Source organism: Rhodococcus sp. IEGM 1306 (assembly GCF_036541985.1).
Lineage (GTDB): Bacteria > Actinomycetota > Actinomycetes > Mycobacteriales > Mycobacteriaceae > Rhodococcus_F > Rhodococcus_F qingshengii.
Map to the genome: position 1 here is coordinate 133,191 of NZ_JAZHFF010000007.1, position 23,239 is coordinate 156,429.

At 62.6% G+C, this 23,239-nt stretch carries 19 protein-coding genes; 5 read left to right on the forward strand and 14 right to left on the reverse strand.

Features of this window, described 5'->3' with window-relative positions:
- From V3587_RS20760 to V3587_RS20785, 6 genes are read right to left on the reverse strand one after another with little or no spacing between them, the layout of a single operon-like run.
- Positions 1-789 (reverse strand): SDR family NAD(P)-dependent oxidoreductase, encoded by a 789-nt coding sequence (locus tag V3587_RS20760; protein WP_228401461.1) that lies wholly within the window; start codon positions 787-789, stop codon positions 1-3.
- Entirely contained in the window at positions 779-2,524 is a 1,746-nt protein-coding gene (locus tag V3587_RS20765) for an N-acyl-D-amino-acid deacylase family protein (protein ID WP_054826743.1), read from the reverse strand. The genes V3587_RS20760 and V3587_RS20765 overlap by 11 nt, the downstream gene beginning before the upstream one ends.
- The gene (locus V3587_RS20770) at positions 2,521-4,182 is read right to left on the reverse strand and encodes a class I adenylate-forming enzyme family protein (RefSeq protein ID WP_007730286.1); all 1,662 of its coding nucleotides are present in this window, start codon (positions 4,180-4,182) and stop codon (positions 2,521-2,523) included. Before V3587_RS20770 ends, V3587_RS20765 begins: the two co-directional genes overlap by 4 nt.
- A gap of 19 nt (positions 4,183-4,201) precedes the next feature.
- The gene (locus V3587_RS20775) at positions 4,202-5,242 is read right to left on the reverse strand and encodes an NAD(P)-dependent alcohol dehydrogenase (protein WP_081558604.1); all 1,041 of its coding nucleotides are present in this window, start codon (positions 5,240-5,242) and stop codon (positions 4,202-4,204) included.
- Positions 5,239-6,393 (reverse strand): serine hydrolase domain-containing protein, encoded by a 1,155-nt coding sequence (locus V3587_RS20780; protein WP_283377123.1) that lies wholly within the window; start codon positions 6,391-6,393, stop codon positions 5,239-5,241. Before V3587_RS20780 ends, V3587_RS20775 begins: the two co-directional genes overlap by 4 nt.
- Entirely contained in the window at positions 6,390-7,778 is a 1,389-nt protein-coding gene (locus tag V3587_RS20785; RefSeq protein WP_175280130.1) for a flavin-containing monooxygenase, read from the reverse strand. The genes V3587_RS20780 and V3587_RS20785 overlap by 4 nt, the downstream gene beginning before the upstream one ends.
- Positions 7,779-7,945: 167 nt before the next feature.
- Between V3587_RS20785 and V3587_RS20790 the strand changes: the two genes are divergently transcribed.
- A complete protein-coding gene (locus V3587_RS20790) occupies positions 7,946-8,602 on the forward strand; it encodes a TetR/AcrR family transcriptional regulator (protein WP_030536183.1) in 657 nt (218 codons plus the stop codon).
- A gap of 3 nt (positions 8,603-8,605) precedes the next feature.
- Here V3587_RS20790 and V3587_RS20795 read toward each other — a convergent pair whose 3' ends face one another.
- The 3 genes from V3587_RS20795 to V3587_RS20805 form a co-directional block, all read right to left on the reverse strand.
- Positions 8,606-9,178, reverse strand: a complete 573-nt coding sequence (locus V3587_RS20795; RefSeq protein ID WP_007730294.1) for a TetR/AcrR family transcriptional regulator — start codon at positions 9,176-9,178, stop codon at positions 8,606-8,608.
- 36 nt (positions 9,179-9,214) lie between these two features.
- Positions 9,215-10,330 (reverse strand): agmatine deiminase family protein, encoded by a 1,116-nt coding sequence (locus V3587_RS20800; protein ID WP_007730295.1) that lies wholly within the window; start codon positions 10,328-10,330, stop codon positions 9,215-9,217.
- A 157-nt stretch (positions 10,331-10,487) separates the two neighbouring features.
- On the reverse strand, positions 10,488-12,071 hold the full coding sequence (locus tag V3587_RS20805) for a helix-turn-helix transcriptional regulator (RefSeq protein ID WP_007730296.1): 1,584 nt from the start codon (positions 12,069-12,071) through the stop codon (positions 10,488-10,490).
- A gap of 171 nt (positions 12,072-12,242) precedes the next feature.
- On the opposite strand from V3587_RS20805, the gene V3587_RS20810 reads away from it, so the two are divergent.
- Positions 12,243-13,073: a siderophore-interacting protein gene (locus tag V3587_RS20810; RefSeq protein ID WP_283377124.1), complete on the forward strand. Its 831-nt coding sequence runs from the start codon at positions 12,243-12,245 to the stop codon at positions 13,071-13,073.
- Between the two features lie 54 nt (positions 13,074-13,127).
- Positions 13,128-14,213 (forward strand): ABC transporter substrate-binding protein, encoded by a 1,086-nt coding sequence (locus tag V3587_RS20815; RefSeq protein WP_007730299.1) that lies wholly within the window; start codon positions 13,128-13,130, stop codon positions 14,211-14,213.
- 96 nt (positions 14,214-14,309) lie between these two features.
- On the opposite strand, the gene V3587_RS20820 is transcribed toward V3587_RS20815, so the two are convergent.
- Positions 14,310-14,690 carry a hypothetical protein gene (locus tag V3587_RS20820; RefSeq protein ID WP_050655001.1) on the reverse strand — a complete coding sequence of 127 codons (381 nt, stop codon included), beginning with the start codon at positions 14,688-14,690 and terminating at the stop codon, positions 14,310-14,312.
- A gap of 654 nt (positions 14,691-15,344) precedes the next feature.
- On the opposite strand from V3587_RS20820, the gene V3587_RS20825 reads away from it, so the two are divergent.
- Together V3587_RS20825 and V3587_RS20830 are read left to right on the forward strand one after the other, a co-directional pair.
- A complete protein-coding gene (locus tag V3587_RS20825) occupies positions 15,345-16,502 on the forward strand; it encodes an acetyl-CoA C-acetyltransferase (protein ID WP_118606066.1) in 1,158 nt (385 codons plus the stop codon).
- A gap of 102 nt (positions 16,503-16,604) precedes the next feature.
- Positions 16,605-17,192: a sugar O-acetyltransferase gene (locus V3587_RS20830; protein ID WP_063316004.1), complete on the forward strand. Its 588-nt coding sequence runs from the start codon at positions 16,605-16,607 to the stop codon at positions 17,190-17,192.
- Between the two features lie 11 nt (positions 17,193-17,203).
- Here V3587_RS20830 and V3587_RS20835 read toward each other — a convergent pair whose 3' ends face one another.
- From V3587_RS20835 to V3587_RS20850, 4 genes are all read right to left on the reverse strand, one after another.
- Positions 17,204-18,751, reverse strand: coding sequence for an ATP-binding cassette domain-containing protein (locus V3587_RS20835; protein ID WP_283377125.1), 1,548 nt, complete (start codon positions 18,749-18,751; stop codon positions 17,204-17,206).
- Complete coding sequence (locus V3587_RS20840; protein ID WP_075834763.1) at positions 18,751-20,382, reverse strand: ATP-binding cassette domain-containing protein; 1,632 nt, start codon at positions 20,380-20,382, stop codon at positions 18,751-18,753. The genes V3587_RS20835 and V3587_RS20840 overlap by 1 nt, the downstream gene beginning before the upstream one ends.
- Before the next feature lie 129 nt (positions 20,383-20,511).
- Positions 20,512-21,405: a hypothetical protein gene (locus V3587_RS20845; protein ID WP_065352795.1), complete on the reverse strand. Its 894-nt coding sequence runs from the start codon at positions 21,403-21,405 to the stop codon at positions 20,512-20,514.
- 46 nt (positions 21,406-21,451) lie between these two features.
- Positions 21,452-23,224 (reverse strand): sulfite reductase subunit alpha, encoded by a 1,773-nt coding sequence (locus V3587_RS20850; protein WP_075834761.1) that lies wholly within the window; start codon positions 23,222-23,224, stop codon positions 21,452-21,454.
- Positions 23,225-23,239 lie beyond the last annotated feature (15 nt).

Here is a 23,239-nt window from a genome sequence, read left to right on the forward strand (position 1 = left end):
CTAGTTGCCCAGCGTCGTCAGATCCGGGTAGTTCGAGACCTCCCAGCCGCCGTCGACGACCAGACTGGTTCCGGTGATGTACGAGGCGTCGTCACTGGCGAGATAGAGGCAGGGGCCCGCGATCTCGTCGGGAGTTGCCGCTCGGGACATGGGGATTCGGCTGAGAAACATGTCGCGGGCGGGTTCGTAGTTCATGACCGGCGCGACCAGTGGCGTGTCGACCAGGCCGGGCAGAACTGCGTTGACCCGGATTCCCGACGCAGCCAGTTCGATCGCGGCATTCTTGCTGAACATCTCGACTCCGGCTTTGCCTGTCGCGTATGCACTCCCGTAGGGGCTCGGCACGTGCGCGTTCAATGAGGACACGTTGACTATCGCACCACCGCGACCGTGCTCTCGGATATGCCGCGCTTCATGTTTGGTGCAGAGGAAGACGCCCTTCTGAACCAGGTCGATCGTGAAATCCCAGTCGGCCTCCTCGAGGTCGACGATCTGCCCCACCCTCGACGCACCGGCAACGTTGAAAGCCAGATCGATACCGCCGAATTCCGCCGCCGCCGCGGCAAGGGCCTCGGCAACATCGGATTCCTTGGTGACGTCAGTGGGAACGGCGAGGAAAGCCCCGCCCTGCTGGGAGGCTATCTCTTTCAAACCCTCTGCAGCGATGTCGATTCCAGCTACCTGTGCGCCTTCGTCGATAAGCCTTAGTGCGATGGCTGCACCGATACCTGATGCTGCTCCAGTGACGACTGCTGTTTTCCCGGCAAATCTGGACGTGTTAATGGGCACCTGCTTTCAAGAACTTTCCGGTTCGGCGGTTGCCGAGAACGGGTGCTGCTTCTCCGTCGCCGAAGACGTACTCGCCGCCGACGAACACTGCGGTGACGGTCTGGTCGTTGCGATTGACCATGCGGGAGAGGTTGTCGTACTCCACAACCGGGCTTTCCGCATAAGTGTCGAGCGAATCGTCGAGATGAGCGGGATCGATCACAACCAGGTCGGCGCGATCACCTAATCGAAGGTGCCCGGCATCGACGTCGTACCACTCGGCGAGTTCACCGGTGAGACGATGCACCGCTGCCTCGACGGTCATGAACGGACGGCCGACCTTTTGGGCATCGTAGACACGTCGTAGTAGGCGTAAGCCGAAGTTGTAGAACGCCATGTTGCGCAAATGCGCTCCGGCGTCGGAGAACCCGAGTTGGACACCATTGTCCTGGGCGAACTTGTCCAGAACCTCCGGCCGGTGGTTCGAGATGGTTGTGCGCCAACGCACTTTCGTGCCGTGTTCGAGGACCAGATCCAGGAATGCATCGACAGGGTGGAGGCCGCCACGTTCGACGCCGACCTGCCCGAAGCTCTTGCCGACCAGGGATTCGTCGGGGCAGGACACGATCTCGGCGTCGAAGAAATCGCGATGCCAAACTTTGACACCGAACTTCTGGTCGTAGTCCTTGCGGAATTGTCGACGGTAATCCTCGCTCTGCATGAGGACGTTGCGTTCCATCTCGTCGGTCAGATGCAGTGCTGCAGCGCCAGATCCGAACTCCTCGAAGACAACCAGGTCGATGCCGTCGGCATATACCTCGAAGGGAACTGGCAGGTGCTGCCAGCGCAGGTCGCCGCCGAGTCGATTGACCAAGTGTGCCAGTGGGCCGAGTATCACCACGGCCAACTTGTTGGACTTGATGTCGGCCGCCGAAAGCATGCTCGTCTTGAGTCGCTTACGCCAGATACCCGCGCTGGAGAACGCCATCGCTCCGGTACTCATCGGGTTGGAGAGGTCAGGTCCGGCCTGAAATACCCGTCCCCGACGGCGCAGGATCGCATTGAGTCGGCGTCGTTCTTTCGTGGTTGCATACGTCGACGGCAGCGTGCGTGAGCGGCAGGTCTCGCCGTCGAGTTTGTCGAACAACAATTGCTGACTGGACATCCCGACGAATCCTGCGTCGAGAGCTTCGGTCAACTGTGCTTCCATCGACGCGAGTTCGGCGTCTGTGGGATGGACATCCTTCCTGGTAGCACGATCCAGTCCCATCTCGGCGGCCCGCATATCGGAGTGTCCGATGAAGGCTGCAACGTTGGGACCTAGCGGAAGCGCCTCTAGTGCAGCAACATACTCGCTCGCAGAGTTCCAGGTCTTGGCACGGTTGAGTGCGTCGACGACGTGCTTACGCGGAATTGCCTCTACTCTGCCGAAGAGATCACCCGCGTCGGAGGGGCTGGCGTGAATGGTGGACAGGGAACACGATCCGACAAAGATCGACGTGACCCCGTGTCTGAGAGATTCGCTCAGCGCCGGGCCTTCGAGGATCTCGACGTCGTAGTGAGTGTGGATGTCCACGATGCCCGGGATCACCCACTTGCGCCTGGCGTCGATGACACGGGGACAGTCGGTTTCGTCGAGTGGATCGAGGGAGATGGCAGTAACCAACCCATCGCGGATACCCAGATTGCGGACAGCTGGTTTGGCCCCGGTGCCGTCGAACCACAGACCGTTGTTGATCACGGCGTCGTAGGTCATGAGAGAACCACCTTTGCACGTATCGTTTTTCCGGTTGCATTGCGGGGCAGAGGAGTTGTGCTCAGTTTCCACTTCACCGGCACCTTGAAGTAAGCCAGTCGTTCGGCGACGTAGTCGCGTAGTTCTTCTTCGCCGGCGGCTCCCTCACTCCGCAAAACGACGACGGCTGCAACTTCTTGGCCGAGGTCTGCCGAATCAATGCCGATCACAGCGCATTCGAGTACGGCGGGATGCTCGTCGATGGTCTGCTCGATTTCGAGAGGGTAGACGTTCTCGCCGCCGCGCAGGATCAGGTCGGATCGGCGACCCGTCAGGCGGAGTCGGCCGTCCTCGAATACTCCGAAGTCGCCGGTTCGGAGCCATCGATCAGGACCGATAGCGGCTGCAGTCGCGGTCTCGTCGTTCCAGTACCCCAACATCACATAGGCGCTGCGCGCACAGATCTCACCTTCCTCGCCGTCGGGGACTGCAACACCGAAGGGGTCGCGCACCTCCACGCTCACCCCGATGATCGGCCGGCCGAGAGTTCCGGGGAACGCGGCAAGTTCCGGTGGTGTGGCAACTGAAATGCCGGTGGAGGATTCGGTGAGCCCGTAGCTGTCGACCAAGGTGTGCTGCGCAAAAGGCAGTCGTGCGCGCAGTCGGTCCTGCAAGGCCGGAGATGACGGCGCAGACGCGAGCGCAAAGGCGCTCAGTGAGGTCAGGTCGTACTTCTCGAGACTGCCGTACTCGAGGAGACGGGTTGCCATGGTGGGGACCACCGCCCAGTTTGTGACCTTCTCGCGTTCGACGAGGGAAAGGACTTCGTCGACGTCGAAGGCGCCCTGATGGATGACCACCGCTCCGCCCGTCGCGAGTCGTGGGATCGCCAGGTTATGCAGGCTTGCAATGTGAAACAGCGGCGCGGTCAGCAGATACCGCAAGTCACTCGGTCGGCCGTCGCTGGGTTTGCCGGTGAACGCCGCAGCGAGGCGATCGCTGTAGCGGTGGTAGTCGATGACGGCCAACACGTTTCGGTGACTGTGAACAGCCCCCTTGGGGCGGCCGCTGGTTCCGCTCGTGTACAGGATGACGGCCGGATCGTCCTCGTTGACGGAAGTACGGGGCAGTGTCGATCCCGAATACTTCTCCATCAAGGTAGGTAGATCTTCTTCCATCGTGAGTACGGGAACATCGGTGTTCAGTTCGGAAAGAATCTGCGCGCGTTTGGCGTCGGCGATCACCACTGTGGGGGTGGTGTGATCGATGCCGTACGCCACCTCGCGGGCCACCCACCACGAGTTGAATCCGACGGCGATGGCACCGAGGGACTGAGCCGCCCAGAAGGTCATCACCCATTCCGGCGTATTGGCAGCAAGTATGCCGACCCGATCACCCTTGCGGACGCCGTACCGCTCGCGCAGCGCCGTCGCCAATGCTGCTACGGCCTCGCCGTGCTCGAGGTAGCTGAAGCGTCGGTCCTTGGTCACCAGATAGTCGCGTGATCCGTAGTCGAAGGATGCAGCGAGCACGTCGCCGAGTGCCTTGTCGCGGTTCTTCATGACGGGCATCGAACTGCCCAGTACATCCTCGACCTGCATCTCGAAAGGACCACCGGGGCCGGTCAGCCCGGCCATGACGGACGCGATGAATGCTTGTGTATCAGCGGAAGTAGTCACGTGAAGTGCCTTTCGAAGATTAGGGTACGAGCACTGCGCGTCCGGTGACCTTGCCGTGTTCGAGACGGTCGAGTGCGTCGCGGGCATCAGCGAGGTCGAAGCGGGCTACTTCTACCGTTACCAGACCGGCCTGTGCCAGGGCGATGGAATCGACGAGGTCGTTTCTGGTGCCGCCGTACGACTTCCGGATCGATGCGCCCCACGGCCAGCCTGGTCCGCCGGCAGCTTCGGCAGTGATTCCGGGGTTTCCGCCTCCGAGGCCCACCATTCGATACGCGCCGTTCGGCGCAACCGCTTGAACGGACATCTGTGCAGTTGCGTCGATACCGACGAAGTCGAAGATGACTTCTGCGCCTCTGGCCGACGTGAGGTCGAGGATGTGCTGCGCGGTGTCCGGTCCCGATTCGAGCGTGATGTCGGCGCCGCAACGTTTGGCGAGATCGAGTTGATCCTGTCCGACATCGACGGCGATGATGCGCACGGCACTGATTGCGCGAAGTATCTGTACTGCAACGTGACCGAGTCCGCCGACGCCGATCACGACGGCGGTGGTACCGGGCTGGAGATGTTCGCGGGCACCGCGAATGGCGTGGTAGCTCGTCAGTGCCGCATCGGCGAGAGGTGCGGCCTGCAGGAAGTCGAGGTCTCCGATGGGTACGAATGAGCGAGCCGGGATCTTGACGTACTCGGCCATCCCGCCTTCGGGACCAAGCCCGGGGCAGGGCGGCATCGCGGTGCGTCCAGCGGCGAGGCACATATTCTCGTTGCCGCTCATGCATTCTCGGCACTGTCCACATGACCAACAGAGGTAGACGACGCCACGCTCTCCGACGGAACGGCCGTCGACGCCACTCCCGACGGCTTCGATCGTGCCGGCAATTTCGTGGCCGATAGTCAGCGGTTCTTCGCGCATCTTGTACGGAAAGTGCAGGAGATGGAGATCGGAGTGGCAGATTCCCGCTGCGCCCACCCGAATCAGTAGTTCCGACGGGCCGATCTCCGGGACCGGCACGTCGTTGATCTCCAGGAGCCCGGGCCCCATGAGCTGGGCTGCCTTCATGAACTGACCTCGCTGACCTCGGAGTTGTATGCGGCGCTCAGGTACGCGTTGCTGCGGTCGGATCCGATCAGACCCGGTGCCATCTTGTTCATGACGTAGGCGAAGGTCATCCGTCGGTCCAGATCGTTGACCAGCATCGAGCCGCCGATACCTGCCCACCAGCAGGTGCGTCCGTCCGGAATCAGTGGCGCGGTAACCGGATGTGGCAGTCCGTAGCCGATGCCGAACTTGAGTGGTGTCATGATCCCGAGATCGATACCGTCGGCTTGGATCTCGAAGATCAGGTCGATGGTGCTCTGCGAGAGCAGCTTCCGGCCGTCGAGCACACCACCGTTCGAGATCAGGGATTGGACCCGAGCGATAGAACGTGCGTTGCCGTGGCCGTTGACTGCGCCGATCTCGGCTTCCCGCCAGGGTGCGGTGTTGACCTCGGGGTAGTCGAGCAGTGGGCAGGTCAGGGTCTTGATGAAGATGCTGTCCTGGTCGAGCGTGGACAGGTCGAACTCCAACGCGGGCGGCGGAACCATGGTGGCGATTCGACCGAAATGCTCTGCGGACGTGCCGATATGGAAGTCGGCTCCCAGTGGACCGGAAAGCTCTTCGGCAAAGAACCTGCCGAGAGTTCGCCCGTCGATGCGACGAATGACCTCACCGACGAGATGGCCGTAGTTGATCGCGTGATAGCCCGACGCCGTACCCGGGGTCCACCAAGGCTTCTGGGCAGCGAGGCGAGCGGTGGACGCCTCGAGGTCGTAGATGTCCTTCAGTTCGATCGGGCGCTCCCAACCGGAGACGCCAGACGTATGCGACAGGAGGTGGCGAACTTCGATGTCTTCCTTACCGTTTGCCGAAAATTCGGGCCAGTAGTGAGCAACTTTCTGGCACACGTCCAATTGGCCGCGTTCGACCAGCAGGAGCGCACACAGGGCCGTCATGGTCTTGGTGATGGAGAACGTGTTGACGATGGTGTCGCTGCCCCATGGAGTGGTACGGGATTCGTCGGCGTACCCGCCCCAGAGATCGACCACGGATTCTCCGTCGACGGTGATGGCAACGGAGCCGCCGAGTTCTTCACCGGATTCGAGTTGAGCCTCGAAAGCCGCTCGGACGGCGTCGAACTCGTTGTCGCAGTGACCGTTCACCAGACTCATGCGCGATCCGCCTTCTCGAGTTCGTGTGCTGCTGCACGCGCGGCAACAGGTAGCTTGTTTCCGGAGGCCGCAGCACGCTTGGTGCCCTTGGCGATTTCCTTGTTCATGTTGCGGACGTAGGGATCGAACTCGAGCTGGATGGTGTGCCGCGGCGACTTGTAATAGGGGGCGAGGAAGTACGCCTCGTCGGCCTTGGTGATCTCCTGCATCTCGTTCGCAGACGGCAGTTGGTATTTACCGGTGAGGTAGGCCGCGACGAGCTTGCTCTGCTGCTCGGCGAAGTTGACGAGTGTCGGCATGGGCTGCGCCAGTCCCATGAAGAAGAGGTTGTCGATGCCGGGCTTCATCATTCGTTTGAACAGTGGGAATCGGTTGTCTTTGTCCGGCAGCAGATTCGGATCGCTGAAGAAGGGGAAGCTGATGTTGTAGCCGGTGGCGCAGATGACCACGTCGACGTCCTCGGCGGTGCCGTCCGCGAAGTGAACCTGCTTTCCGTCGAGTTTGGTGATGGCAGGCTTGAAGGTTATGTCGCCTGACCCGGCGCGTCCGAGGAACTCGCCGCTGGCCGACGGGTGGGCCTCGAAGGGGCGGTGGTCCGGCTTCGGCAGACCGTAGCCTTCCATCGTTCCCAGATTCTTGCCGAGGAATCGACGACTCAGGAACAGTCGTAGACCACGCGGCATCCAGGGCGGGGTGATCAGTTTGTCGCCGGGTACACCGCCGAGATATTTCGGCAGTACCCAGACTCCACGGCGAGCCGACACGATGAGCTTGTCGGCGAGGTATCTCTGGCCCAATTCGGAGGCAATATCCAAGCCGGAGTTGCCCATTCCGACCACGACTACCTTCTTGCCGCGCATGTCGACCGGGTCGAACGGGTCGTTGTAGCTGTGGCTGTGCATGAGGACCCCGTCGAACTCACCGGGGTAGTCCGGGATGTTGGGATCCCAATGATGTCCGTTGCAGACCATCAGGACGTCGTAGGTGCGAACTTCGCCGTCCGAGCGCGTGATGGTCCACAGTCCGTCTGCATCACGTTCTGCCGCAACAACACTGGTATTGAAGATGATCGACTCACGCAGTCCGAAGTGCTCGACGTAGTCCTTGAAGTACTGGAAGAGTTCGGAGTGGTGCGGGAAGTCGGGAAGGTCAGCGGAGACCGGGAAGTCCTCGAATGCCAAGCGCCACTTCGACGTGTCGATGTGCAGGCTCTGGTAGCAGGCCGACATCCCGTTGGGATTCTTGTAGTACCAGTTTCCGCCGACCTCGTCGGACGCTTCGTAGCAGTCGAAGGGTATTCCGAATTCCTTCATTCGCTTGGCCGTCGTGATTCCGGTAGGCCCGGCGCCGATGATGCACACGCTCGGCAAGGGGGAGGGGCTCATTCGCCATCGCTTTCTGTTCTGTCTCGGGCGTGCGAGAAGAAGAATCGAAGCCCGAGAAGTGACTTGAGTCATAGTGCGCCATTCGCTGACGTTGTGTCAATGAATGACGCAATGTTTTTTGGTGACGGCGAGTTGGTGATTTGCCAGGAGGTTGAAATGCGAGCAAGGTGGGCGACGTGAGCACGACTACGGACGGCCCGAAGAACAGGCGGGGAACACTTCGCGACGAGCAGAAACGCGCGACGCGGGCCAAACTCGTGGACGCCGCACGCACTCTGTTCGAGGAACGGGGATACGCGGCTGTCACGGTCGACGACATCGCCTCGGTCGTCGGATGCAGTCGAGCCACGTTCTACGTGCATTTCGCCAGCAAGGTGGAGATGCTCAAGACGATCGGCGCGGCCGGGATGGCGGCGAGTGCGTTCGCTTTCTACATCGATCTCGATCGGGTTCTCGACACGAACTCTCGCGTGGAATTCACGGCTTGGCTGGAGCGTGCCTTCGACTGGTTCGACGAGAACAAACGCCTGCTGCCGGCCTGGGACGAGGCCGTGGCACTCGAACCGGAGTTCCGCGAGACAGCGCGAGACGGTATGACCCAACTACCGAATGCCATGCCCAAGTACCTGGGCCGTTGGCCGGCGGAACAGCACGACGAGGCACGGTTGCGCGTCGAACTGCTCGTGAGTCAGTTGGAGCGATTCTTCACACGCTGGGCCGTGCAGGGGACAATCGATGTGACGCGGATTCAGGCCGCCGAAGTTCTGACCGACATCTGGTTCCCGGCTCTGTCTCCGCAATCGAAGGGCGTCGGCGAGCGGTAGAGGCTAGCTCGGATCGATCTCCACACTGATCGCGCCGGTGAGCAGTTCTCTGGCTCGTTCGATGGGGATCGAGCCGCTCAGCCAGCGCTCACTCAAACCCTCGACCAGGGCGGTGAGTCGCTCGGCGGCGTCGGCCGGGCTTGCCTTCGGGTCAGCGAGTCCGGCGTCCTGCGCTTGGCGGATCAAAGATTCGACGTCGTCTGCCCACTCTTGCGTCGTGGTGCGTAGCGGTTCGCGCAGTTCGTCGGCGAAGACTGCGCTTGCTCGGAGTTCACCCCAGGCGATGCTGTTCTCTCGAATCTTCGGGGCATTCTGAAACTCCAGCAGGAGCATCTGCTCGAGCTGCGCACGAGGGTCTGTCTCCGTGAAGGCACTTTCGGTGTACAGCGCGGCGCGATCGTTGATGTGATCGAGGGCCCGGCGCAGCACACCTGCGCGGTTTTGGAAGTGGTAGTAGATGAGTGCCGTCGACACTCCGGCCTCGGCAGCGAGCGTCTCCACCCTCAGCCCGCGTACGCCGTGTTGGGCAATGACGCGGACTGCTGCTTCCAAGATTTGCGTTTGGCGGTTCGACACGAGTCCGAATTCTACGAGGGTGGTCGGGACAGGTTTCTAGTCCGCGGGTTCCTGCTGGGTGGTGCAGTGAATGCCGCCACCACCCGCGGCGATGGCGTCGATGTTGATCTGCACGACACGGCGGTCGGGGAAGAGGCGCTCCAATTCACTTCTGGCGGCCTGGTCGGCCTCGGGGTCACCGAACTCGGGTGCGATGACCGCCCCATTGCATACGTAGAAGTTGATATATCCGGCTGCGAAATCGTCCGATTCGAAGTCGGGCCTGATCGCGACCGGCGCCTCGAGGACCACCACTTCCAGCTTCCGTCCCTGTGCGTCGGTCGCGTTCTGGAGAATCTCGAGGTGACGTGCGGTCACGTCGTGGTCGAACGACTCCGGGTCTGTGTCGAGGCCTGCGACCACGACACCTGGGCGTGCGAAACGGGCGTAGAAGTCCGTGTGGCCGTCCGTGATGTCCTTGCCGGCGATTCCCGGTAGCCAGATGATCTTGTCGAGACCGAGCAGGGGGCCGAGTTCGGCCTCGACGTCCGACTTCGACCATCCCGGGTTGCGGTTGTTGTTGAGTACACAGCTTTCGGTGATGATGGCTGTGCCTTCGCCGTCGACCTCGATGCCGCCGCCTTCGAGGATCAGGTCGGTAGGCAATGATTCGACTCCAGCACGGGCGGCAACGAAGGCTGCGACCTGGCCGTCCTGATCAAAATCCTGCTTCTCCCCCCAACCGTTGAAGTTGAAATCGATACCCGCTTTGGTCCCGTTGCCTTTCACGAATACAGGGCCGGTGTCGCGCATCCAGAGATCGTCGAGAGGCGCGGCGATCAGTTCGACCGATGGGCCGACGAGGGAGCGAGCCAAGTCCAGTTGCTCGGAACGAACAAGCATCGAGACGGGCTCGAACTGCGCGATGGTCTGCGCGATCGTCGCGAGGTTGCGCTGGACCTCGGGCAGGAGGGCTGCTCCCCAGATCGCTTCGCTGGCACCGAACGCCATCCAGGTGCGCTTGTGCGGATCCCCCTCTTCCGGCATCACCCATTCGCGAAGATCGTTGCTGCCATCGCTCCCGCGCGAGGCTGAGTCGGAATCGCCGCAACCTGCCAAAAAGAGGCCACTGAGCGCAGCGGCGCCTGCCTGAATGAACCGACGTCTTTGCATTGCGGTGACTCCTTGTGCTGTGTGCGTGCGCGCCCGGTCCGCGTCCTGCTTGCATGGAGCGTAAACCTTGACTGAAAATTTAGTCAAGAAAGTAGTGCCAGTTCGAGACCGTTTCGGCGGGCGACACGACGGATCGAAGGACTCATCCGTCGGAAGGTCACGAGTCGATGAGTCCTTCGACCGTTCCCCGCCATCCGCGGCGCTGGTAGTCCCGGGGCGACATGCCGTGGGCACCGATGAAGACCTTGGTGAATCCGGACGCGTGCGCGTAGCCGAGTCGACGGGCGGTCTCTCCGGCCGAGAAGCCCTCCTCGAGATAAGCGCGGGCGAGGGTCATCCGCAACTGACCGCGCCAGCGCGGGAAGCTCTGGCCGGTGGCCGCTACGAAGCGTTTGTGGAGCAGGCCCTCGTCGACGCCGAGTCGAGCGCTCCACTCCGGCAGCGTGCGCGAATCGGTGGGGTCCGCGCGGAGTGCGGTAAGGATCGTTTCGACAGGGTCGGTTCGGCCGCCGGGTGTCCGCGTCGCCGCGCTGTTTCGGATCAGCCTCGAGATCCTCGCTGGGTCATGGATCTCGGGGCGCAGAAGGGTGTAATTCGCAACGACCGTGTGCAACAGATACGCCTCCGCTTCGCGCGCGAAGTGCAGCACTCGTGGCGGCGGTGCAGTGACGGGAGAGTCGCCAGGCTGGGATCCGAGCGGAAGTAGAAGCGAACCCTCCGCGATCTCGACGCTGTTGCGTACTCCCGCGGGAAGCCACATCGCGTCGCCCCGCCTCAGATTCCAGGTTCGGTCGCCGAAAGTGACCCGGGCGGAGCCTCGGTAGATCCAGACGATGACGTGAAAGTTGTTGACCCTGGCCCACGTTCCGCTTGCGGGAATCGTCGGCGGTATCGGCGCCGAGCCTGAGTGGGCGCCTTCCTCGGACAAGAGTGCGACGCTCTGTGCCAAGGTCTCGTTCTCATGGATCGGCGCTGAGCCTTGGTTTGCACGTGTGTAGTCACTGGGTGTCACACCGGTGTGTTCACGGAAGGCACGGGTGAATCCCGCGGGCGTCGCGAATCCGACCTGCCCACCCGTCCATCCGATTTCGCGGCCGGAGTTCAGGTATGCGATTGCTGCCGCGATCCGGGCCGAGGTGCGCCAACGCGCGAAAGGCAACCCCGTCTCCTCCGTGAATCGGCGCTGCAGGGTGCGGACGCCGATCTTGAGTTGCCGGGCGAACTGGGAAAGCTCCGTGTCGTCGGCTGGCGTCCGTAGAAGCGTGCGAGCGATCTCGAGGGTCTCGGCCGAGCGTGGCAAATTCGGTGGGGCGTACGACACCGAAGCGTCGGCGTCGTTGGAATGGGCCCCCGCGACAAGCTCGAGTAGTCCGGCCCCCACAGTCGCCCCACCGCGCAGAAATCCCAAGTTGTGCGCGAACTGGTGGACGAGCCAGTCCTGCCAGGCTGCCGGGATCTCGAAATCGATGATCCGGTTCAACGTGGGCGGCAGGTCGGCAGCGGGCATCGGAATGGGAAACGCGACCGCTCCCGGGTCGACTCGGATGCTGTAGGCGATTCCCGCGGGCACCCAGGTTGCCGCCCCAGCGGTCACGCTGCGGGTGCGGTCGCCGATCTGTAGTTCCGCGTGTCCGGTGTGTACCCAGAAGAGCAGTGGCTCACGTGCATTCGCGATCAAGGAGAGTCGGGACGCGGGGATCTCGGGGACTTCGCCCGCGGAGAACACCAACCGTGGTCCCACGTATGCCCTCCCGATTCAGATGCTTTCTCACGCAGCCACCGATGAGTGTAAGAAGTCGGCACGCACGGATAACCGTAACCGATTAGGGGAGGCTAGCTTTATTCAATGGCCCTTCCGCCGTGATCGAGCGTGGGTCGACCCCCCGTCTGTGCGCTTCCGAGGAGTCTTTCCGTGCCCCGAAACACCCGTCCGACAACGGCGTACTCAGTCACCTTGCGTGAACTCGAGGTACGTCGGGTGACAGACGTGACGCCGGGCATGCGGAGAGTGACGCTCACCGGAGCGCAGCTCGACACCTTCACAAACGCCGACGGCTTTGCCGAGCCCGCCTTCGTCAGCACCGGCTTCGACGACGACCTCCGATTGTTGTTCGCCTATCCTGGCGAAACCGATCCGGTCTTGCCGGTGATAGTCGACGGCACTGTGACTTTCGCAGCGGGACGCCGTCCACTTGCCCGCGCGTACACCGTGCGCCGTTACGATCCGCGAACAAGGGAACTTGACGTCGATTTCGTCGTTCACGGCGGTGGAGTTGCTACCACCTGGGCGCGCGACGCCGGCCCTGGCGACCGAATGCACATCGCGGGTCCCTCTGTATCGCAGGGACTCCCGGAAGATTGCGAGTATCTGCTCGTCGTCGGTGACGAGACGGCGCTACCTGCGATCGCACGTCTGCTCGAGGAATTGCCTGCCGATGCCAGGGGGCATGTGTTCGTCGAAATTGCGGACTCGGCTCACAGTCAATCGGTGCGCGAGTTGCCCGGGGTGAGTGTCACGTGGTTGCCACGCGAGGGGGCGGAGCCCGGCACTACTTCTTTGTTGCTCGACGCGGTCAGTGCTGTCGAATGGCCTGACGGACGCGTATTCGCTTGGCTTGCAGGCGAACAGGCGACGATTCGCTCGCTTCGGCGTCATTTGATTCGTGATCGAGGAATTGCGAAGACCGACATCGATTTCACCGGCTACTGGAAACGCAGCGACACAGTGCGCACAGATTCCTGACCCGGCTCCATCGCTCGGTAAGACCGAAGCGCTCGATAACACCGAAAGGCAGAAATGACAGTCCTGCGCACCAGACGATCACGGATCATCGGACTGATCGGGGCCGCGCTCGCCGCAGCGCTCCTTGTGTCCGGGTGCTCGGCCTCGGCCGAAGACTCGAAAACGGCGTCCACTCCCGGTTCGGAGGGGAACGCCCTTCCCGCTGCGGAAGGAACGACTACTTACCCGCTGACCCTGGAATCGCCATACGGTACAAGTATTCTCGAGAAGCGCCCGGAGCGGGTTGCCGCAATCGTCCCCAATGCCGTCGACACGGAAATGCTCCTCGCGCTCGGCGTCAAACCCGTTCTCTCCTCGTCGATGGTCAAGGAGTCGGCTTCGCAGTCGTACTTGCTGCCTTACGGCGCAGAGGATCTCGACACCTTCGAGTTCGCGATGGGCGGCACACTTCCCGTCGAAGCGATCGCCGCGAGCGAACCTGACCTCATCGTCGCCGTCGGCTGGGCCGACGGCCTGGGTGGTTTGTCGATGGGCGATTACTACGAACGTTTGTCCTCCATCGCACCGGTGGTGACGAGCCCCGACACGAAGTCGCGGATGCTCGTGCCGTGGAAGGAATCGATCCGCGTACTCGGCGAGACACTCGACCTCTCGAAGGCAGCCGAAAAGATCGTGACCGACCATGATCAATACTTTGCGAAGGTGCGTCAGGAGAACCCTGAACTCACTGGCTTGACTGCAACCTGGGCGATCTTCTACGGAACCGGCAACGGGTTGCAGTACCTTTCAGCGCCCGATTCGGCTCCGGCAACTTTCTTGGGCGAGCTCGGTTTTGCCGAGAACCCGCGTGCACAGGAGTTCGTCACCCAAAGCACTGTCGGCGAGGAACTTCTCGAGAACATCGATGCGGACTTCCTGCTGATCGGCCGCAGTGCCGCCGGCAGCGAGGAGGATTTCGACAAGCTGACCGGCGGGAAGCTCTTCCAAGCGATGGGAGCGGTGTCCTCCGGTCGTTGGGTCGCTCTGCCTCCTCGCACCGCCGACGGTGGCGACGTTCTGTGGGCAATCACGAGCGGTGGCCCGATCGGAACGATGTGGGCGGCTGAACATATCGTGCCGCTCATCAGCGCGAAGCTGTAGGCGTACAACTGGAGAACGGAAAGCCCTCACCCGTCGCCACACGATTGTGTGGCGACGGGTCGTTCGTACAGCAGGTGTCCCGGGTTTGAGGGTTGCCTATGGGACGAAGAAGGTTGCGAAACCCGGGGTGACAGGTCCGGCGGCAGGCAATATGGCGACGGCAACTTGCCCGGCTCCAGTCTGCAGGGTTGCCTCTCCCGGGGTTCCTTGGTTGTCGCCAGAAAGCCGACCGGAGCCGGAGGCTCCTGTCGAGAGGTTCATCCAGCGCACTTCCGTCGAAAGCATGCAACCCCACCGCTCGTCTTTGGCGCCGGTGATCGTCACCGTGCCAGGTTGTTCGCCGACTACCGCCACACAGTGGACAGGGGGTGCGTCGAAGCTGCCGTTTGGGTTCCCGAACGGCGCCGGGTTGATTTGGAACGGAACGGTGACCGCAGCGGAGGCAACGGCTGCGGGCGCGAGAACCGATACGGCCACTATGGATACGCAGGCAGATAGTCGGCGTACGAGATTCGTCACGGTAACCTCCGGTAATCGAAGACGGTGTGGTGCCCATGCTCTACCCGGAGCGCAATTACCGCAAGGGGATCCAGTTTTCGAGCCAGCGGCGGTTCATGAATCGCTGAGTGCGTGACCGTTTGTAGAATCGTTGTCCTGCAACGCGTATCGGTATACGAAGCCTGTATTGGGCGGTGAATAGCCCAATCGTGCTGGGCTCCACCGAAAGTACTAACTTTCCAGCCATCGGCCAGCCGGCTTGCGGTGTAGCTCGACAAAGCTGGTGTTGTTCGCAAGGCGGGCTGAACGATTTCTCAGGGAAGGCAATGGATATGGATGATGCGCTCGTTCCGCTCGAAGATGCACTCCCGCAGCTGTTCTCGAATCTTTCGCGGTTTCACGCTGGCGTGAGGGGTCTGCGGCGTGGGCAGCCAAGCCGCGTTTGGGGGTCGAGCCTCTAACTGTCGAATGATTGCGACAGCAGTGGATTTCGTTGGATAGAAGTGCGGAGACCAATCCTGTGTCGGTAGCTGCGGGTCTCGAAATCACGTTTCATCTACCAAACAAATGCTTGATCGCTAGAGTGTGTGCGACATCGAAAGCCCGACAAAGCTCGATTTCGAAGGAGTTCGTATGGTTGCACCTCAGGCTTATGTCGTCGATGCGCTCCGCACTCCGGTGGGTAAACGGCACGGCTCGCTCGCAGGAGAGCACCCAGCGGACATGGGGGCCCACGTGATCACATCGATTCTCGACCGCACTCGACTGGACCCGATGGCCGTCGACGATGTGATCTTCGGTTGTGTCGACGCTATCGGGCCGCAATCGGGCAACATTGCCCGCACCGCCTGGCTTTCAGCAGGCCTACCGTTGGACATCCCAGGAACGACAGTCGACAGACAATGCGGATCTTCACAGCAAGCCGTCCACTTCGCAGCGCAAGCGGTCATGAGCGGGACCCAAGATGTGGTGCTTGTCGGCGGTGTGCAGAACATGTCCGCGATTCCTATCTCGGCGGCGATGCGTGCCGGCAACGAGTACGGATTCGACACGCCCTTCAGTAAGTCCCGGGGGTGGGCAGCACGATTCGGTGAGGCCGAAATCTCACAGTTCGTCGGCGCCGACCTGATTGCCAAGAAATGGGGTATCAGCCGTGAAGACATGGAGGAGTGGGCACTGCAATCGCATCAGCGTGCCCGTGCTGCCATCACAGACGGCCGATTCGAGCGTGAGACAGTGTCATTGGGCCAATGCGTCGTTGACGAATGCCCACGAGAGACATCCATGGAGCAGATGGCTGCACTGCCCGCATTGAGGGATGGCTCGTTGCTGACGGCTGCTGTGGCTTCGCAGATCTGTGACGGCGCATCAGCGGCCCTGATCGTCTCCGAGAAGGCGCTCGAGGTTCATGGATTGAAGCCACGTGCGCGCATTCATCATATGAGCGTGCGCGGCGACGATCCGATGCTGCAGCTCTCGGCGCCGATACCCGCGACGAAGTATGCACTGGCGAAATCCGGCATGGCGATCGGCCAGATGGATACCGTAGAAATGAACGAGGCATTCGCTTCGGTAGTTCTGAGCTGGTTGATCGAGACGGGTGCAGATCCCTCCCGGGTCAATCCCAACGGTGGTGGAATCGCACTGGGCCACCCTCTTGGGGCCACTGGCACCAAGTTGTTCGCCACGATGTTGCACGAGTTGGACCGCATTGATGGACGGTACGGACTCCAAACCATGTGTGAGGGTGGTGGGACCGCGAACGTCACCATCATCGAGCGGCTGAGCTGAAATCGAGAAATTGGGCGGCATGGAAGACCTTCTGTTGTAGCGCTTTGTCGGGTGCAACGCGCCCAACAGGGGTGCCGTGGCGCGGTGTGCGACGATCCGAGTGTGGGAGAACAGGCGGATCGTCTTGCTCGTGGTGAGTGGTATCTCGATGATGACGAGCTGAGGCAGCGGCGGCTGGAGTGTTGGCGTCGACTCGACTCGTTCAATGGGGCTTCGGCGGACGAGGATGCTGTCCGCTCGCGGGCTCTCGCCAGCCTTTTGGGTGAGGTAGGTGAGGGAGCATTGGTGGTGCCGCGGTTCCAATGCAGCTACGGATACAACATTCGGCTTGGAGTAAACGCATTCGTCAACGCGAACGGGTTCTTCATGGATGATGCGCTGATCACAATCGGCGCGGACGTGAGGATCGGGCCTGGAGCCCAACTGATGACAGCGTTGCACCCTGTCGATGATCATCGCCGGCGTCGCGAGGGATGGGAGCGGGCTGCTCCGATCGTCATCGGTGAGAACACGTGGCTCGGCGCCTCAGTCACTGTCGGTGCAGGAGTTTCGATCGGTCACAACGCCGTGATCGGCGCGGGAAGTGTGGTCTTGCATGACATTCCTGATCACGTCGTTGCTGCTGGATCGCCGGCAAGGGTTATCCGTCGGACACCTGCCGAAGTTGAGGGACTGCAACGCGAGCACTAGGGCATGCGATGTCAGAGGATGATCGTGCGGGTGGGCTCCCAGATGGCGGGGTCGCGGTGGGTGACGACGAAGACGGTGGCCGCCAATTCCCGCACGGCGCCGGCGATACGGCGCTCGGTGGCCTCGTCGAGGGCCGAGGTGGCTTCGTCGAGAACCAGGACGGGAGCGTCTTTGAGGAAGGCGCGAGCGATCGCCACCCGCTGACGTTCGCCGCCGGAGAGAGCGGCACCCTGGTGTCCGATGTCCTGATGAATGCCGAGCGCCGAGCGGTCGAGAACGGCGCCGAGGGCAGCGCGCCTTGCGGCGTCCTCGATCTCGATTTCGGTGGCACCAGGTCTTCCAAGTCCGATGTTCTCCCCGAGGGTGCCCGAGAACACGAGTGGGTCCTGCGGCACGTAGCCGATATGTGCCGCCAGAGCGTCGTAGGGCAAGTCGCGCAATGAAACTCCGCCCAGAGTGACGCTGCCTTCGTCCGGGTCGTCGAAGCGCATGAGCAGCCCGAGAAGTGTGCTTTTCCCCGTACCCGAGCGTCCTGCGACGAGAACACGCTCCCCGGCGGGGATCTCCGCGGTGATGCCGCGCAGAACCGGAGCGTGGTCTACCCCGGCGACCTCGATGTCCGTTCCAACAGGGCGCGCGGCGTCCCGGGGTGCGGGCTCGGCCAGTGCGGGAGCCGAAGTCGCTGTGCGGTAGTCGCGAACTGTTGCGCGCAGCTCGTTGACTCCGATTCCGGCCAGGGCGAGTTCGTCGAGCGGCGCAGCGGCGCGGGCGGTGAGGATGACAAGCGCGAGAGCGGCTGCGGGATAGTCGAATCCGGTGGCGGCGAGGAAAATCACTGCACCTGCCAGCGGCACAATGGTGGCGATCGCCGAGATGAATGTCGCTGGTGCCGCGGCGAGATTTGTCCGTGCAAGCGCGGCTTCCTGGTCCCGCCAGCTTCGCTCGATTCGTTCGACGGAACGTGTGGGACCGGCTGCTGTGCGTAGTAATTCGAGGTGGTCGGTGAGCTCGAGTGTCGACTGAGTTGCTGCGAGCTCGGCTTCGTGTCGGCGCTCGTCCGCTCGGCTGAGCGCACGTTGGGCCAGCGTCTGAGCGACGAGCGACACGGCGAGCAGTCCACCGACGAGCAGCATGACGCCCGGCCCCGCGACGACCGCGATCCCAGGAAGCAGGAGCAGCGGGATCAGCGGTGCAACCAGGAAGGTCTGAAGTTGGTGCGCGGGAACACTCATCAGCGACGGGATTCCGCGCCCGGCGACGGTGGCGAGCAGTGCCCGGTTGTCGTCGGTGAACCAGGACAGTTTCGCACGGGCGAAGGCGTCGCCGAGAGCGTCGTAGAGATCGCCGACGAGTCGGGCCCCGGTGAAGTAACCGCCCCGTGAGACCAGGACGGTCACGAAGAGAGCGATGGTGGCCGTGGCCAGGACGAGGACCGGCGACCGGTGATCAGCGATCGAGAGCGCGAGGGTGGTGTACGCGATCGCTTCGAGGACAGCGACGGACACCCAACCGAGTCCGATGGTGATCAAGCGTCGTCGGGCTGCATTGGCGCTGTTCATTATTCGGCTCCAGTCAGGGCTGCATTGTGCGAGGCGGCGTCATTCACGTTTCGACCGCCGAGGTCGAGTCGATCGTCGGCATCGTCTGCAAGAGCGGGGTCGTGGGTGACGATCACGACCGTCTTTCCTTCGAAGTGCGCGAGATGCCGCAATTCTTTCAGCAGTTCTGCCGCTGTCCGATCGTCGAGTGCACTGGTCGGCTCGTCGAGTAGCAGTACTGCTGCGGGCGAGAGGAACACCCGAGCGATCCCGACGCGCTGACGTTCTCCTCCGGAGAGTGAAGTGGCGTGGGCGTCGAGGCTGACGTCGATCTGTGCCCGGCGTAGTGCGGCGGTGTATTCCGCGTCCGTTGCATCGGGGGCGGCCAGCGCGATGTTCTCGCGCACCGTGGCAGGTAACACGTCTGCGCCCTGGGGTGTGAGCAGAACGGACTGTGGCCGCAGGTTCTCGTCGATCGCGGTGATGCTACGACCTGCGTAGCGGACGGTACCCAGTTCCGGGATCTCGAAGCCGGCCAATGCTTTCAGGAGCGTCGTCTTGCCTGCTCCACTCGGTCCCGTGATCGCAGTGATCGTGGCTGGGCGGAATGCATGCGTGACGTCGTCGACGACTCTGCGGTCCGCGATCGTGACAGTCAGGTTGACGATCTCCAGTCGATCGGAGGGACTCGAGGCCGGAACGGTTGGCGCTTCACCGGCAGGGAGGGTGGGTTCGTCCAGGGCAGCGGCGAGCCGGCCCGCAGCAGAGCGTCCAGCAGCGACGTAGTCGAGGCCGTGCCCGAGCCGCAGGGCCGGTGTCACGATTGCGAGGCTGAAGAGAATGGTGGCGGCCAACGTCGTTGCATCCCAGTGAAATCCGACGGCATAGGCGATCGCGAACGTCGCTGTCGCCTGCATGAGGGCAACGGCGACGGCCGCAGGGGTAGCCACGAGTCGAACGCGCTCCTGCATTCCGCGAGTGAACCGTGCCGTCGATGCTGCATAGACGGCGGCAGCACCGGTCTGCGCACCGTAGATCCGACAGACGCGGATGCCGCGGGCATAGTCGTCCACGGAGGTCACGATGTCGCCCATGACATCCGCGCTTTCAGCGCTGTGGCGCGCGGCCATTCGGGGGATCACGATCAGGTAGAACAGCGCGGCCACGATGCCGGGGACCAGAGCGAGAAGCGCCACGGGGCCGGCTGAGATGACCAGCACCGTGATCGTGACCGCGGGGACCACGATCAGCGTCGCGAATTCGGCCGGTAGGTGCGCAGTCATATGGTGCAGCGCCGAGATGTCTTCCGAGACGAGCCTTCTCAGTGCGTCGCCGCTGTAGCGGGACAGCGCACTTGCCGGCAGACGAACGAGGTGGGCTGCGAGCTGGCGTCGGAGCCTGGCCTCGTAGAGCGACTCGGCGTGGTGCGAGAGCCACGACGACGTGGCCGCGAGCGTTACGCCGACGAACCAGAGCGCACATGCCCATCCAGCCCAGCTCATCGACGGTTCACCGATGAGCTGCACGACGCACCAGAGCGCACCGAGCATCGCGATTCCCGACGCCGCCGCCGAGACCACCCCGGCTGCCAATGCAGGCAGCGCCGGGCGCAAGGCCGGGACCAGCGACGGTTCGACGAGAGGGCGGGGCATGGATAACTCCTTGAATCAGCGTCAGGGTGCAGGCACGACAAATGACCGAGACCTAAGGTTAGGGGTCGATGGCTCCATGTGGTTATCGCCGTACGCCGATTTCTTACACTCGCACAGCATCTGTCGGTGTCAGGATGCGGCCGAGATGGAACTCATGACGTCTTCCCACACGCCCATGACTGCGGGTTCGGTTGGACCCGTTTGGGTGAAGACTGCCACGCATTTGCGGCGGAAGTCGTACATCTCGATCGAGCTGGTCAGGCCGTGAACGCCGTGGGTGCGGGTCAGCCAGCACTCCGAGACACCATTCAGGTCGATCATCGTCCGGCAGGTGTCGGACGCCAAAGTCAGCGTCCCCCCGAACATGGCTGCGGCGTCGAGGTCACCACGGTGGATCTGCAGGCATCCGTTCCCGGCGACGACGGTCGTGACGGGAAGTTGGTGGTAGGACAGGTGCTCCATCCCGGCAGCCATGAGGTGAGGATCGACTCGCCGATAACCGAGGGCGCCCAGAGCGACCAGGCCGCTACGACGTTCGCTGCCGTCGTCCGCGAGGATGAAGTCGAGCTGTGTCAGCTGATCGGCCTGGGCCCAGAATGCGGGCGTATTCGATGTCTGGATGGGAGGGCTTGTTTCCCTCGCAGTGCTCGGCGCAGTTCGCATCGCTTCGAAGGCGAGACGATCCGAGGCCGGGGTCAAATACGTGGTGTGTGAACTTGATCCGTGGATGTCGAACATGCGGAGCGTCGGCGGCAGGTGCTGCTCTGCTTCAGTGGTCACCACCGAGCCGAGGGAGGCAACGTTCAAACGCAGAGAGACGAGCCCGGGCGCGCAGACCAACGGATCGCCGGGAAATGTCGGAACGGAGTACTTGCCCGAGTCGTTGACAGCCACCGGGCCTGCGACGGTGATTGCTACGGCGTCGTCCAAGAGCGGCAACATTTCGCCGACTACGTCAGGTGCCGTGTCGATCAGTCCACCACGGAACCCTGGACGCGCAAGCAGTGCGTCCAGGTCCGACATGCGTGCCAAAGCTGCGCAACGGCATTCGCCACGGTGCGGGCACATCTCAGTAGACATCCCTTAGGTACCGCTTCGATCGTTTGAGGTTGTTGACGTAATCCTCAGCGGCGTCCGCATCCAACCCACCGTGCTCGGCGACGACCTCGTGCAGCGCGTCGTCGACGTCCTTTGCCATCCGCGTGGCGTCGCCGCAGACGTACACGTGGGCGCCCTTTTCGAGCCAGGTGAACAACTCCCGGCCCTGCTCGCGCATGCGAGTCTGAACGTAGATCTTCTCGGACTGATCGCGCGAGAAGGCCAGATCGAGACGAGTCAGGACACCGTCACGGGTCAGCCCGTTCAACTCGTCCTCGTAGATGAAGTCGCTCGACTGATGCTGATCGCCGAAGAAGAGCCAATTCTGCCCCGACGCGTTGCGCGCGCGACGCTCGTGCAGGAAAGCGCGGAAGGGTGCGATGCCGGTTCCGGGGCCGATCATCACGACGGGAACAGCGTCATCGGCGGGTAGGCGGAACGAATTATTCTTGGAGACAAAAACTCCGACCCGATCGCCCTCGCCGACGCGGTCCGCCAGGTACGTCGAGCAGACGCCGCCGCGGTCCCGCTCGCCCGAGCGGTAGCGCACACTCGCTACCGTCAGATGGACGGTGCCGTCGTGGGCCAGCGGGCTGGAGGAGATCGAATAGACCCGATGTTGCAGCGGGCGAAGAAGTGTAAGCAGATCCTCGGGATTCAGGCGAATGCTGTTGTCCAACTGGAGGAGATCGAGAACGTCCTTGCCCCACAGCCACGCATCGAGCGCTTCCCGATCTTCCGTGTCGAGAATGTGCTGCAGTTCGGCGTCGCCGCTGCGTCGGGCGATGTCTTCGATCAAATCGCGCGAGGGAATGGAGATCTCGTAGTCGCTGGTCAACACCTGGTCCAACGGTGCGGACGAGCCGTCTTTCGCGGTAACCACGTAATCGCCGCTGACACCGAGCTGATGGATGATCGCCTCGACGAGGGCGGGGTCGTTGATCGGGCGGATGCCCAATCCATCTCCGGCCTCGTAGTCCAGACCGTCCTCGCCGAGCGCAAAGGTGAAGTGGCGGACTTCCTTGGCTGAGTCCTCGCCGGACAACAGCCGGTTGGCGAGGACGGTTGCAGGATAGGGGTTCTTGCGAGTCCACTGGGACTTGGTCTTCGTCGGAGCGGGCGCAACCGGCGAGGCAGCGGCCCCCGCATCACCGTCGACACCGGCCACCGCAGCGACGGCCCGAACGATCCACTCGGCCGCCGGATCCTCGTAGTCGACGTCGCAATCGGTGCGGTCGACAACCCGGGTCCCGCCGAGCGCTTCGAAGCGGGCGTCGATGTTCTTTCCCGACTGGCAGTACCCGTCGTAGCTGGTGTCGCCGAGCGCGAGCACGCCGAAGTAGAGACCGTCCAATCTGGGTGCGCTCTCGGATTCGACTGCATCCCAGAACAGCTGCGCGTTGTCGGGCATCTCGCCCTCGCCGTAGGTGGAGGTGATGACGAGCGCCCGGCGCATGGCGGAAAGTGCATTGATATCCACGGTGTCCAGACTCGCGACAAGTGGTTCGAGACCGTGGGCACGAGCAGCTGCGGCCGCGTCTTCGGCCACGGACTCCGCGTTGCCGGTCTGGCTTCCGTAGAGGATGTGCACTGCTGCGCCGGCAGTTCTCTCCACTGTCGCTGTTGCAGCACCGGTTTGACCGGGCATGACAGTTCGTGAGTGTAGACCGGCCAGGAATCCGGAAAGCCACGCGCGTTGGTCGCCGTTGAACGGTGCGTATTCGGGGATGTACGGGATTTCCATTTTGAAGCTCACCTA